The sequence below is a fragment of the Kitasatospora sp. NPDC001119 genome, assembly GCF_053598475.1.
The window spans coordinates 281,931-294,305 of record NZ_JBSFKI010000001.1 but is presented as its reverse complement, the minus strand read 5'-3'; the positions used below and the strand labels follow the sequence as shown (position 1 = coordinate 294,305).

Genomic DNA, 12,375 nt, shown 5'->3' with positions numbered 1-12,375 from the left:
GTTTCAGCGGCCGTTCGGTGCCGATCCGTTCGGCGCGGATCCGTTCGGAGTGGGCCTGCCCGGGGCCGGTCCGGTCGGCGGGAGGGGGATGCCGGCGAGGACCGGCAGGAGTTCCGCCTCCTCGAAGTCGAGGTGCGCCTCCAGTTCGGCGGACATCCGGTCCAGCTCCGTACGGAGCCGCTCCGGCTCGGTGACCGTGATCCCGGCCAGCAGGGCCACCAACTCCTCCTTGATCCGCCCGATGGCCCGGTGCTGCTCGTCGAGCCGCGCCAGGACGTCGGCCAGCTCCGGGTGGCTGCGCGCGAGGGCGGGGAACACGGCGGTGTCCTCGCCGGTGTGGTGGTGCGTCAGCCCGTCGCAGAAGGCCAGGCAGTGCTGGCGCAGCTGCAGCCCGAGCGGGGCCGGTCGGCCCGGGAGGTGGGCGTGCGCTTCCTCCCGTACGTGGCGCAGCTGTGCGCGCAGCCAGGTGTGCGCCTCCAGCAGCTTGTCGGCGAGGCTGCGCACCACCGGGGCGGGGCTGACGGAGGGCGGCTCGGGTCGTTCCAGGACGACGACCGGCAACTCCCGGTCGGTGTGCGCCTGGTAGTCGCCGTAGCCCGGAGCCTGCCGGACGACGGCGGCGAACAGCCGTTCCCGGCGGTCGCCTTCGGCGGGCACGGCGACGGTGTCGAAGGTCTCGACGCCGGATCCTGCGCTGTCGAAGGCCTCGGCGCCGATCTCGACCCGGACCACCGGGTGGGCGAGGAGGTTGCGGTACCACTGGGGGTGTTCCGGCGCCCCGGCGGCCGAGGCGACGACCAGGAGCAGCCCCTCCGCCCGGACGTACCCGAGCGGCACGGTGTGCGGCCGCCCGGAGCGTGCCCCGGTGGTGGTCAGCAACAGCAGGTCGCTGCCCTCGAACGGGCCGCCGACCCGCCCGCCGTTGGCGCGGAACTCCTCGATGACGTTCTGGTTGAAGGACATGGGCATGCGTGTGTGGTGGATCTCCAGAGAGGAAAGGGAAAGTCGCGGTCACCTGCTGTGCCGAGTGCCGAGCTCCGGAGCCGGTGATACGGCTGGTCGCGTGTACGGCGGCGTCCGTCACGGGGCACGGTTCGCGCACGCGGGCAGCGCGGTGACCGCCCGGCGTCAGATCAGGGAAGCGGAGAGAGTGCTCATCGCGCATCGTCCCTTCGGAAAGGTGCTCGCTCGGCTGTCGGCCGGCCCACTACTCTGTGGCCGACGCCGCGCTGCACGCCCCCATTAGAGCCAGGCCGCGGACACGCTGTCAACGAGGACGATCGCCGCCTGAGAGGAACCGGAAGCTGCCGTGGAACGTGTGGTGGACCTCGACGACGCCGCCGCGCGGATCGCCGCCCGGGCCCCGGGGTGGCGTGCGGCCCGACTGACGGTGGGCCCGCTCACCTGGCGTGATCGGCTCGCACCGTGGCCGCCGCCGCTGGAGACGGACCGTTCCCGGGTCGTCGATCCGGACTCGGTCGGCCTGCGGCTGGCCGACCCGCTGACCGGTGGGGAACTGGAGGTGGTGCTCTTCCGCGGGGGCTGGGCGGACGTGTCCTACCTGGCCGCCGGCTGGGAGGAGAAGCTGGTCACGGCGGGGGAGCACGAGGCGGGCGGTGCGATCCCGGCCCAGGACATCACCTCCGCGGCCGACTTCGAAGCGCGCCTGATCGGATGGACGGGAGACGTCTTCGGCGGCTGAGCGCCGGAGCGCGGGAGCGCCCGAGCGAACGGCGACGCGCCGCCGCCCCCCCTCGGAGGCGGCGGCGCGTCCGTCAGGCCCGGACGGTGCCCGTCAGCGGAGGTAGTCGACCAGGCCGGCCGGCTTGAGCCCGGCGGCGTCGGCGGCGGCGAGGGCGCGCTGGAGGTCGGAGGCGAGGGTGTCGGTCCAGTGCATCAGGACGACGTCGCCCGGCTGCAGCAGGCCCGGGTGCCAGATGTTGGCGGCGCCCCAGCTGAAGTCCGCGTCGGCGGTGAGCACGGTGCGGATGCCGCAGTTGGCGGCGGCCTGCAGGGTGTCGGCGTTCCAGGTGAAGTACGGCGGGCGGAAGAACGTCGGCGTGGTGCCGAAGATGCGGGTCATGGAGTCACGGGCGTCGCAGATCTCGACCTGCTGCCGTTCCAGCGGGAGCGTGCTGAGGTCGGTGTGGGAGACGCTGTGGTCCTGGACCGAGGAGCCGGGTACGGCGGTGACCCGCCGGAAGAAGTCCGGGTCGGTGGCGGCCGGCATCGGCAGCGGGAAGGCGGTGATCGGCAGCCGGTGGTCGGCGATGAACCGTTCCGCCTCGGGGGTGCGCTGCCAGCCGTCGTCCACGGTGAAGAAGACGACCTTGTCGTTGGTGGGGACGGAGCCGGCGGCGACGGCCGGGGCGGGTGCGGGGCCGTCCACCCGGACGTCGTCCACGGAGAACGGGCCCTGCTGGTACCAGCCGTGGACGTACAGCCGGATGCTGCGCGCGTTCGGGCCGGTGGTGAACCGGGTGCTCAGTCGCTGCCAGCCGCCGCCGGTGGTCTCCGTCCAGGCGGGTGCGACGTCCTTGCCGGTGCCGGTGGCGCCCAGGTAGACGAAGTTGCCGCGCACCCAGGCGGAGGCCGTGTAGGTGGTGTTGGGCTGGACCGCGACGGTCTGCGCGCACTCCCCGGTGGAGTCGGCGTTCGCGGGGGTGACGGTCAGCGCGGAGGCGCCGGTGTGCGGGGCGTTGGCGGTGACGGCCGCTTCGGCCGGTCCGCCGGTGCAGCTCCAGCCGGGGACGCTGCCCCAGTCGGCGAGGTCGGGGGAGGGCAGTTCGAAGCCGGGGTTGGTGGCGAGGTTGACGGTCGGGGCGGCCTGGGCGCTCGGACCGCCGGCCGGGGCGGCGTCGGCCGAGGCCGCCGGTGCGGCGAGGCCGGTGAGCAGGGCGACCGAGGCGGCCAGCGCGGACAGGCGCGTGGACAGGCGTGTGGACGGGCGCGCGGACAGGCGTGTGGACATCGACACGTGAGGACTCCAGCAGGTGGGGGTACGCCCGTGGGGAGGGCGTGAGCGGAATCGGACCGTGGAACTCTGGATCGTCGCAACAATGGACTAGACCAATAAGGCCGTCAAGGGAACGGCGGATGAACCAGTTCGCCGCTGCGCGGTCATCGCGCCTGTGGCACAAGGGACAAGACGGTACGTCAAGGACCAGACGGACAGCCCCGGTTCAGGGCAGGTACAACTCCTCGATGTCCGTCGCGTAGTGCTCGGCGATCGCCGCCCGCCGCAGCTTCAGCGAGGGCGTCAGCAGCCCCTGCTCCTGGCTGAACTCCCGTGGCAGCAGTCGGAACGCGCGGATCGACTCGGCCCGCGAGACGGCCGTGTTCGCGGCCGCCACCGCACGCTGGACCTCCACGTGCAGCTCCTCGTCCGCGAGCACCGTCCACGGGTCCGCCTGCTCCCGCCCGTGGGTCTTCAGCCAGTGCGCCAGGGCGGCCGGGTCGAGCGTGATCAGTGCGGCCACGTACGGGCGGTCGTCGCCCACCACCAGGCACTGGGAGACCAGCGGGTGCGCCTCGACCCGTTCCTCCAGGGCCGCCGGGGCCAGGTTCTTGCCGCTGCTGGTGACGATCAGGTCCTTCTTGCGGCCGGTGATGCTGAGGTAGCCGTCCTCGTCCAGCCGGCCCAGGTCGCCGGTTGCGAACCACCCGTCGACCAGGGACTCGGCGGTGCACCGCGGATGGTTGAGGTAGCCGCCGAAGACCGAGCCGCCGCGCACCCACACCTCGCCGTCGTCGGCGATCGCCACCGAGGCCCCCGGCACCGGCTGTCCGACCGTGCCGAGCTTCTGCCGGCCGGCCGGGTTGGCGGTGATCGCGGCGGTGGTCTCGGTCAGCCCGTAGCCCTCGTACAGCTGGAGGCCGGTGCCGGTGAAGAACAGGCCCAGCTCGCGCCGGAGCGTGGAGCCGCCGCACATCACGCTGCGCACCCGGCCGCCGAGCACCGCCCGCAGCCTCGGGTAGACGGTCCGCTCGTACGCGAGGTGGCGCAGCCGCAGGGCCGCGCCCGGTCCGGGGCCGCGGCCGAAGGCCTTCTGCTCCCGGGCGGCGGCCCAGTCGACGGCCACCTGCCGGGCCTGCTCGAAGAGTTCGCCGCGCCCGGCGTCCTCGGCGGCCCGCCGGGCCTGCTGGAAGATCTTCTCGAAGACGTACGGGACGGCGTGCAGGAAGGTCGGGCGGAAGGTCTCCAGCGCGGGCAGCAGCGCGTCGGTGGAGACCTCGGGGATGTGCCCGATCCGGAAGCCGCCGCGGATCGCCGCGATCTGCACGGCCCGCCCGTAGACGTGCGCGAGCGGCAGGAACAGCAGGGTGGCGGGGCGGCCGCCGCCGGTGTCGCGCAGGACGTCCCCCCAGCCGGCGAGCAGGGCGTCCGCCTCGGCGGCCAGGTTGGCGTGGGTGATCAGGCAGCCCTTGGGGCGGCCGGTGGTGCCCGAGGTGTAGACGACCGTGGCGATGTTCCCGGCGGCGACGCCGAGGCGCTGGCGGTGCACCAGGGAGTCGGGCACGCCGAGGCCGTCCTCGGTGATCGCGGCGACGCAGTCGCGGTCCAGTTGCCAGATGCCGGTGAGGTCGGGCAGCGCGTCGCAGACCGCGCCGACGGTCATCGCGGCGTCCTCGTCCTCGACCAGGCAGGCCACGGCCTGGGTCTCGGCGAGGATCCAGCGCACCTGTTCGGGGGAGGCGGTGGGGTAGACCGGCACGGTGATCGCGCCGATCGACCAGAGCGCGTAGTCGAACAGCGTCCACTCGTAGCGGGTGCGGGACATCAGGGCGACCCGGTCGCCGTAGCGCACGCCGTGGGTGAGCAGACCCTTGGCCAGGGCGAGCACCTGGTCCCGGAACTCCCGGGCGGTGACGTCCTGCCACTGCCCGTCCTCGGTCCGCCGGGACAGCTGGACCAGGTCGGGGGTGCGCCCGGCGGTGTCGTAGAGGGAGTCGGCGAGTCCTCCGGAGGCCTCGGGCACGGCCGGGGCGGGGGTGGTGAACTCGCGCACAGTCCTCCCCAGTTCGGTGCCGGTAGTACGGGGTGGGCCGAAACTATCGGATCACCCTGTCACTGCCCAGGGTTGTGGCGGTGACACGACGAGATCGGCACCGGCCTCCTCCGGTGGTGTCGTCCCCGGGGAGGTGCGGAGGAGGAACCGCCGAGGGTGCGGGGGCCTCGTGTCAATCCCGTATTTCCGGGCACGAACGGACATTCCGGACGCGAAGCGGAGGAGGGGGAGGCCGGTTTCTGACGTGTGCGGGACGAGACCGGTCGGTGGACTGGTTCGCCCCTCGAACGAGTGGTGAGGGCGTAGTAGAGTCTCGCAGACCTGTGGCCGGAAACCCCTCCTCCGACCTTGCCCTCGGCACCCTCCATGCCGTCCCGCGCCACCCCCCGTACCAGCACCGACCCGGCTCCGCCTCGGCCCAGATCCGGCCCTGAACCGGCGCCTCGACACCGTCCCTCCACCGCTCCCGCCGTTCCTACCGTTCCCACCGCTCCCCGTCCGCGCCTGGCACTTCCCGACCGAGGACTCCATGCGTCTGCGCAGCAGCTCGATCCGCGCGAAGATCATCGCGCTGCTCCTGGTGCCCATCGTCGCGCTCGCCGCGCTGTGGGCCTACGCGACGATCGCCACCACCGGGGACGTCTGGAACCAGCTCGGGATCAGCCGTACGTACAAGGAGTTCGCGGGCCCGGTCGACCAGTACACCGGGGACCTGCAGAACGAGCGCCGCGCCGCCGTCCAGCGCCTGGCCGACCCGCGCTCGCCGGCCGCCAGGGACGGCTACGAGCGGGCCAAGGCCGCCACCGACCGCAGCCTGGACGTGCTGCGGCAGAAGAAGGACACCTCCGCGGGCAAGCTCTCCGCCCCGCAGCGCGGCCGCTTCGTGCAGATCGTCGCCGCCGCCGACCAGCTCGGACCGCTCCGCGCCCAGGTCGGCCGCTCCGCGCTGAACTGGGAGTTCGCGCTGGGCCAGTACAGCGACCTGGTCAAGCCGGTGTTCGGCTTCCGGTCCGCCTATGTCGCCCGGCAGAGCGGCCAACTCCCGCGGCAGGGCACCATCCTGATCGAGCTGGTGCGCGCCCGCGAGTACCTGTCGCAGGAGGACGCGGCGATGGAGGGCCTGCGCACCGGCGTCGCCAAGCCCACCGCCGAGCAGTACCAGGTCGCGCTGGACGCCCTGCACAACCAGCAGGCGCTGTTCACCGTCTACGTCGCCGAACTCGACCCCGCCGACCAGTCCGACTACGTCGCGCTGCGCGGTGGCGAGGCCTGGGGCGCGCTGGCCCGCGCCGAGGCGGACTTCGTCGGCGCCGGCGGCCCCGAGCGGGTGGTCCAGGCGCTCAACAGCGACTCCTGGCGGGTGACCGCCGACCGGGCGCTCGGCGACCTCGCCTCGATCAACAGCCGGATCTCCGCCGGGTTGGACGAGCGCGCGCGGTCCGCCTCGATGGGACTGCTGTGGCGCGGCGGCATCGCCGGTGCCATCGGCCTGGTCGCCGTGGTGCTGTCGATCATGATCTCGTTCCGGATCGGCCGCGGCCTCGCCCGCCAGCTGATCGGCCTGCGCAACGCGGCCCACGAGCTGGCCGGCACCCGGCTGCCGTCCGTCATGCTGCGGCTGCGCCGCGGCGAGCCGGTGGACGTGGCCACCGAGGCCCCCGAGCTGCACTTCGGGGACGCCGAGATCGGCCAGGTCGGCCAGGCCTTCAACGCGGTGCAACGCGCCGCCGTCGAGGCCGCCGTCGAACAGGCCGAACTGCGGCGCGGGGTCTCGGCGGTGTTCGTCAACCTGGCCCGGCGCAGCCAGGTGCTGCTGCACCGCCAGCTCACCCTGCTCGACACCATGGAGCGCCGCACCGAGGACCCGGCGGAGCTGGAGGACCTCTTCAAGGTCGACCACCTCACCACCCGCATGCGCCGGCACGCCGAGGGCCTGATCATCCTGGCCGGCGGCTCGCCCGGGCGCGCCTGGCGCAAGCCGGTCCGGATGGTGGACGTGGTCCGGGCGGCGGTCGGCGAGGTCGAGGACTACGCCCGGGTGATCGTCCGGCCGTTCCCCGGCACCGGCCTGCTCGGCAGCGCCGTCGCGGACGTCACCCACCTGGTCGCCGAACTCGTCGAGAACGCCGCCGTGTTCTCCCCGCCGAGCACCCAGGTCACCGTCCAGGGCGAGGTGGTGGCGCACGGCTTCGCGCTGGAGATCGACGACCGCGGCCTCGGGCTGAGTGAGCAGCTGCTCGCCGAGATCAACGAACGCCTCGCCGTGGAGCAGGAGTTCGACCTCGCCGACACCGACCGGCTGGGCCTGTTCGTGGTCAGCCGGCTGGCCCGCCGGCACGGCATCCGGGTGCACCTGCGGCCGTCCCCGTACGGCGGGACGACGGCGGTGGTGCTGATCCCGCGCGAGCTGCTCGCGGAGGCGCCGGACGGGCGGCCGGAGCCGGGCACGGCCGGGCAGCGGCCCGCGGCGGGCGGCCGGCGCGGGCAGCGGGACCTGGTGGCGGTACCCGGGTCGGGTGGTGCTTCCCCGTCGGCGGCTCCGTCGGCACGCCCGTCGGCTCCCTCGTCGGCGTCCGCGGTCGGTTCCGTCGGTTCCGCCGGTGCCGGTGGTGATGCGGACGGCAGGCACCGCGGGGCGACGGGAGGGCCGCGCCCCTCCGCGCCGGACGCGGGCCGGACGGCGGGCGGACTGCCGCGCCGGGTCTCGCGCGGCAAGGGCGGGCCGGTGCTGGTCCCCGCGCCCGCGGCGGACACCGAGGACGCGCCGGGGCCGGGGCGGCACCGGCGGGAGGACGTCGTGGTGGCCGCGGCCGAGGCGGCCGTCGCGGCTGCCGAGGCCGGCGGAGCTGCCGGGGCCAGTGGAGTCGGCGGCTCCGTCGGGCGGACCGACCCGGCCGCGGTTCCGCCCGCGGGTGCCGCTCCCCGGACGGCGGGCGGCCTGCCCCGGCGGGTCCGGCAGGCGAACCTGGCGCCGCAGCTCAGGGAACAGCTCACGGAACAGCTGAAGGAACGGTTCCGCAACGGAGCCGGTACCGGAGCCGACGGCGGGGCCGGAGGCGCGTCGGCCGGCGACGGATCGGCCGGAGGCACCCAGGACGGCGGGGAGGCCCGGGAGGTCCGGGAACGCTCGCCCGAGGAGGCGAGGGCCACCTTCGCCTCCTTCCAGCGCGGCTTCACCCGGGGGCGAGGGGCCACGGCCCCGGCGGACCGTACGGTCGGCTCCCCGGGCCGCCCCGGTGCGCCGACGGACCGGACCGGCGCTCCGTTGACGGATCGTCCCGGCACACCCGACGATCGTGCCGTGCGGGGGACCGGACGGCCCACCGCCGTACCGGCCTGGCAGCCGCCCGACCGGTCCCGGCGGGCGATCGCCCCGGCGCCCGCCCCGGCGGCGCTGCCCGCGCCGCGGGACACCGGCCGGGCGCCGCTCGTCCGGCGGGTACCGCCCGGGCAGCCGGTCCGCCGGACCCCGGACACCGCCGTACCCGCACCACCCGCTTCATCCGCACCACCTGCACCACCCGCTCCACACGCACCACCCGCTCCAGCGGAAGGAACTGATTCATGACCACGTCGATGCAGTCGTCAGGGGACCTCAACTGGCTCCTGGACGACCTGGTGGGGCGCGTCGCGGCCCTGCGGCACGCGGTGATCCTCTCCAACGACGGCCTGGCCACCGGCGCCTCCCGCGACCTCGACCGCGAGGACGCCGAGCACCTGGCCGCCGTCGCCGCCGGGTTCCACAGCCTGGCGAAGGGCGCCGGCGGGCACTTCAAGGTCGGCGGCGTCCGGCAGACCATGGTGGAGCTGGACGAGGCCTTCCTGTTCATCACGGCCGCCGGCGACGGCAGCTGCCTGGCCGTGCTGAGCGAGGCCGAGGCGGACATCGGCCAGATCGCGTACGAGATGGCGCTGCTGGTCAAGCGGGTCGGCGAGCACATGGCCGCCGAGCCGCGCACCGAAACCGCCCCGCCGGTGAGATGAGCGGTCCGATGGCGGATCCGAAGGCGGATGAGCCGGACGGCCCGGAGACGCCGGACGGCCCCCAGGTGCCGGTGGGTACGGCCGGGCCGTCCGGCAGCGGCGGTTCCTCCGGCGTCGGCGGTCCGTCCGGCACCGGCGGTTCGGACGCCGCCGACCGCCCGGACGGCCAGGACGGCGAGGTCGACCCGGACGGGCCCGACGTCGACCTGTTCCGGCCGCGCACCCCGGTCGACGACCGCTGGTTCGACGACGAGGCCGGCCCGGTGGTGCGGCTCTACTCGATGACCCGCGGCCGCACCCGGCCGGTCGAGGAGGGGCTGTTCGACCTGATCTCGCTGGTCACCGCCGTCGATCCCGGGCCGGTCGCGGGGGCCGTGCCCGCGCACGTCCTCGACCCGGAGCACCAGACGCTGCTCACCCTGTGCCGCCGCGAGCCGCTCTCCGTCGCCGAGCTCGGCTCCTACACCGACCTGCCGGTCAGCGTGGTGCGGGTGCTGCTCGGCGACCTCTACGACGCCGAGCTGATCAGCGTCACCCGACCCGTTCCGCTCGCCGAGCTGCCGGACGAGCGCCTGCTGCGAGACGTGATCAATGGACTCCGTGCGCTCTGACCCCCGCCCCCGCCCGGAGGGCACCGTGCCCGATCCGGACGGCACCGCGTCCCACCCGGCGAACGCCAACGACCCGCGCTGGCGCGGCGGTCCGGCCGTCGCGGTGAAGATCCTGGTCGCGGGCGGCTTCGGCGCGGGCAAGACCACGCTGGTCGGATCGGTCAGCGAGATCCGGCCGTTGCGGACCGAGGAGGAGCTCAGCGAGCTGGGCCGCCCGGTCGACGACACCTCGGGGGTGGAGGCGAAGCGCACCACCACCGTCGCGATGGACTTCGGCCGGATCGATCTGCGGCCGGGCCTCGCGCTCTACCTGTTCGGCACGCCCGGGCAGGACCGGTTCTGGTTCGTCTGGGACGAGTTGGCCCGCGGCGCGCTCGGCGCCCTGGTGCTCGCGGACACCCGGCGGCTGGCCGACTGCTTCCCGTCGGTGGACTTCTTCGAGCAGCGCGGCATCCCGTTCCTGGTCGCGGTGAACTGCTTCGAGGGCACCGAGCGGTTCTCTCCGGACGAGGTCCGCGAGGCACTCGACCTCGACCCGGACATCCCGGTGGTGCTCTGCGACGCGCGGCTGCGGCAGGACGGCAAGGACCTGCTCGTCGCGCTGGTCGAGCACGCCGCCGCCGGCCGGCACCGCCGCGCCCCGGTCGGCGCCTGAGGGCGGCTCGGCCCCGGCCGGACCCGGCTCGGTCCGGTCGGAGCAGGTCCAGCTCCGGCCGGGGTCGGCCCGCGCTCCGGCTCGACAACGGGTGAAGGACGGCTGGGCGACCGCCGTACGACGGGCGTGCGAAGAGTCGGCAGGTCAGCGCGCCGACCTGCCCCTTCCGCCCGGCGTCTCATTCCACCGTCCGCATCGTGGACGATCACTGCGCCGAAGGTTGCCTAGACCGGCCCGGCCGTGGAAGGCTCTGTGGACGAAGGCCGCCCGGCCATGCCGTCGGGGGCGCCGGAAACGCCCCGTTCGTACGGGCGTTGCAACCGGCGGACGGCCTTCGACGAACCGGCGAGGCATCGTCGGCGGGCACCGTCAACGGTGCGCCGCCGTGTGGAGAACGAGGGGGAGGGCAGCAGGATGACCGTCGGCCGACGACGCATCACCACCGCCGTGCCCGGCTCCCCGCTGCCCGGTGCCCCCATGCCCGGCGTCGCCGTGACCGGTGCCGCCGATCCGGCGCTCACCGTCCGCCGCTACATCGACCACGCGCTGATCTGCAGCGCGTGTTGTCGCTGACCGGCCTGACCTTCCCGACCTTCCCGGTACGTCCCCGGCGCTGACGGCCCACCCGGCCCTCTCGGTCCACCGTCCGACGCACCGCCGAAACCCGTCGACCAGGCCGTAGCGGACCGCCCGTCCGGCGTGCCCGCGGCCGACCAACCGGACCCGCCCAGCGGAGAGACCACCAGTGAACATCGTCTGCCCCAGCACCACCCCCGGCATCGTCGGCCGTACCCGAACGGCCGGGTCGGCCCCCGCGATGCGCGCGGGTGGACGGACCGGACGGTGGAACCGGTGCGGGAGCCGCGCCGTGGACAGCCGGCGGGGTCGCCTCGACCTCGAGCCGTTCTGGCCGTCCCGGCAGCCGCACCTGTTCGATCAGACGTGTCCCGGCTCGCCCAGCGCGTCCCGGCCCTCCGCCCGCTGATCCGGTTCGTTCCGGTCCAGCCCAGGCAGTACGCCCGGTCGACGCGCAGACGACTCCACCCCGTCCGTCACGCGCGAAATGAGCGGCACACCATGTCTTCTTCCTCCACGGCCACCCTGCCCCTGCCCACCGCGACCCCGCACCTGCGCGCGGTCCGCTCCGTCCCGCCGGTCTCCTCCGTCCCCGCCACCGCGCCGGTCGGTCCCGGCGCGTCCGGGGCCGCGGGACCGTCCGTCCCCCCGGCGTCGCTGTCCGACCGATGGCCCGGGGTGGCGGCCCGTCCGCCCTATGCCGGACCGACCCACGCCGGAACGGCCCACGTCGGCCCGGCCCACGTCGGACCGACCCGTCCGGCGACCGGCCCGGCACCCGCCGCCGCGCAGCCGGGAGTGACCGTCCCGCAGGTGCCCCAGGCGCTGCTCGCCGCGCTGCCGGAGGGGGCGGCTGTCGTCGCCACCCTGCCGCAGGGCGCGCTGCCGCAGGGCCTGCTCGCCCAGTACGGAATCCAGTTCGGCGGCGTGAACGGCGGCGCGATGGTCGGGTACCTGGTGCTGGTGCCGACCGAGGGCCCGGCGGCGCAGGTCGTCGGCCTGCCGGGGGCTCCGGCCGGTGTCGGGGCCGCCGCCCAGCCTGGGGCCCACACGCTCCCCGGGGCCCACCCGGCCCACGGGGCGCAGCCGACGACCGGCGGGCCCGCCGGCCAGACCATGGCCGGGGTCCGTCCGGTCCGCCCGGCCGGGCGCGGCATCGCCGTCGACACCGAGCGGCGCAACGCCTACGTCGACGGGCGGCTGCTCGACCTCACCTACCTGGAGTTCGAGCTGCTGGCCCACCTCACCGAGCACCCGCAGCGGGTGCACACCCGGGACCACCTGGTCTCCGCGGTCTGGGGCTACGGCCACGTCGGGGACGGGCGGACGGTCGACGTGCACGTCGCCCGGCTGCGCCGCAAGCTCGGACCGGCCTACCGGGACACCATCGTGACGGTCCGCCGGGTCGGCTACAAGTACACCCCGGCCGCGGTCTGACGGCTGGTTCCGGCCTGACGGCGGATCTGACGGCCGGTCCGGCGTCCGATCTGGCAGCAGATCGCCAACGGCCTCTTGCCGCCGGTTGGTTGACCATCGGCCG

Annotated in this window: 10 protein-coding genes; 7 read left to right on the top strand and 3 right to left on the bottom strand. The window is 74.6% G+C overall.

Annotation, left to right across the window (positions count from 1 at the left end):
• Positions 1-3 precede the first annotated feature (3 nt).
• Entirely contained in the window at positions 4-969 is a 966-nt protein-coding gene (locus ACWDD9_RS01400; protein WP_449810505.1) for a nitroreductase/quinone reductase family protein, read from the bottom strand.
• A 340-nt stretch (positions 970-1,309) separates the two neighbouring features.
• Here ACWDD9_RS01400 and ACWDD9_RS01395 point away from each other — a divergent pair, with 340 nt between their 5' ends.
• A complete protein-coding gene (locus ACWDD9_RS01395) occupies positions 1,310-1,702 on the top strand; it encodes a hypothetical protein (RefSeq protein ID WP_449810504.1) in 393 nt (130 codons plus the stop codon).
• 93 nt (positions 1,703-1,795) lie between these two features.
• Here ACWDD9_RS01395 and ACWDD9_RS01390 read toward each other — a convergent pair whose 3' ends face one another.
• Both ACWDD9_RS01390 and ACWDD9_RS01385 read right to left on the bottom strand, forming a co-directional pair.
• Positions 1,796-2,971 carry a polysaccharide deacetylase family protein gene (locus ACWDD9_RS01390; protein WP_380776940.1) on the bottom strand — a complete coding sequence of 392 codons (1,176 nt, stop codon included), beginning with the start codon at positions 2,969-2,971 and terminating at the stop codon, positions 1,796-1,798.
• A gap of 211 nt (positions 2,972-3,182) precedes the next feature.
• Entirely contained in the window at positions 3,183-5,009 is a 1,827-nt protein-coding gene (locus tag ACWDD9_RS01385; protein ID WP_449810503.1) for an AMP-dependent synthetase/ligase, read from the bottom strand.
• Positions 5,010-5,538: 529 nt separating this feature from the next.
• Between ACWDD9_RS01385 and ACWDD9_RS01380 the strand changes: the two genes are divergently transcribed.
• The 6 genes from ACWDD9_RS01380 (at position 5,539) to ACWDD9_RS01355 (ending at position 12,272) form a co-directional block, all read left to right on the top strand.
• Positions 5,539-8,577, top strand: a complete 3,039-nt coding sequence (locus ACWDD9_RS01380; protein WP_449810502.1) for a sensor histidine kinase — start codon at positions 5,539-5,541, stop codon at positions 8,575-8,577.
• On the top strand, positions 8,574-8,993 hold the full coding sequence (locus ACWDD9_RS01375; RefSeq protein ID WP_049652175.1) for a roadblock/LC7 domain-containing protein: 420 nt from the start codon (positions 8,574-8,576) through the stop codon (positions 8,991-8,993). The genes ACWDD9_RS01380 and ACWDD9_RS01375 overlap by 4 nt, the downstream gene beginning before the upstream one ends.
• Before the next feature lie 206 nt (positions 8,994-9,199).
• On the top strand, positions 9,200-9,604 hold the full coding sequence (locus tag ACWDD9_RS01370; RefSeq protein ID WP_049652186.1) for a DUF742 domain-containing protein: 405 nt from the start codon (positions 9,200-9,202) through the stop codon (positions 9,602-9,604).
• Entirely contained in the window at positions 9,585-10,259 is a 675-nt protein-coding gene (locus ACWDD9_RS01365; RefSeq protein WP_079272453.1) for a GTP-binding protein, read from the top strand. Before ACWDD9_RS01370 ends, ACWDD9_RS01365 begins: the two co-directional genes overlap by 20 nt.
• Positions 10,260-10,646: 387 nt before the next feature.
• Positions 10,647-10,832, top strand: a complete 186-nt coding sequence (locus ACWDD9_RS01360) for a hypothetical protein (protein WP_049652176.1) — start codon at positions 10,647-10,649, stop codon at positions 10,830-10,832.
• Positions 10,833-11,513: 681 nt separating this feature from the next.
• Positions 11,514-12,272 (top strand): winged helix-turn-helix domain-containing protein, encoded by a 759-nt coding sequence (locus tag ACWDD9_RS01355; protein ID WP_449810600.1) that lies wholly within the window; start codon positions 11,514-11,516, stop codon positions 12,270-12,272.
• Positions 12,273-12,375 lie beyond the last annotated feature (103 nt).

Excerpts from the sequence above, each read along its gene's own strand:
- ACWDD9_RS01400 (WP_449810505.1), bottom strand. The coding sequence starts at position 969 with ATGCCCATGTCCTTCAACCAGAACGTCATCGAGGAGTTCCGCGCCAAC.
- ACWDD9_RS01390 (WP_380776940.1), bottom strand. The coding sequence starts at position 2,971 with ATGTCCACACGCCTGTCCGCGCGCCCGTCCACACGCCTGTCCACGCGC.
- ACWDD9_RS01380 (WP_449810502.1), top strand. The coding sequence starts at position 5,539 with ATGCGTCTGCGCAGCAGCTCGATCCGCGCGAAGATCATCGCGCTGCTC.
- ACWDD9_RS01375 (WP_049652175.1), top strand. The coding sequence starts at position 8,574 with ATGACCACGTCGATGCAGTCGTCAGGGGACCTCAACTGGCTCCTGGAC.
- ACWDD9_RS01365 (WP_079272453.1), top strand. The coding sequence starts at position 9,585 with ATGGACTCCGTGCGCTCTGACCCCCGCCCCCGCCCGGAGGGCACCGTG.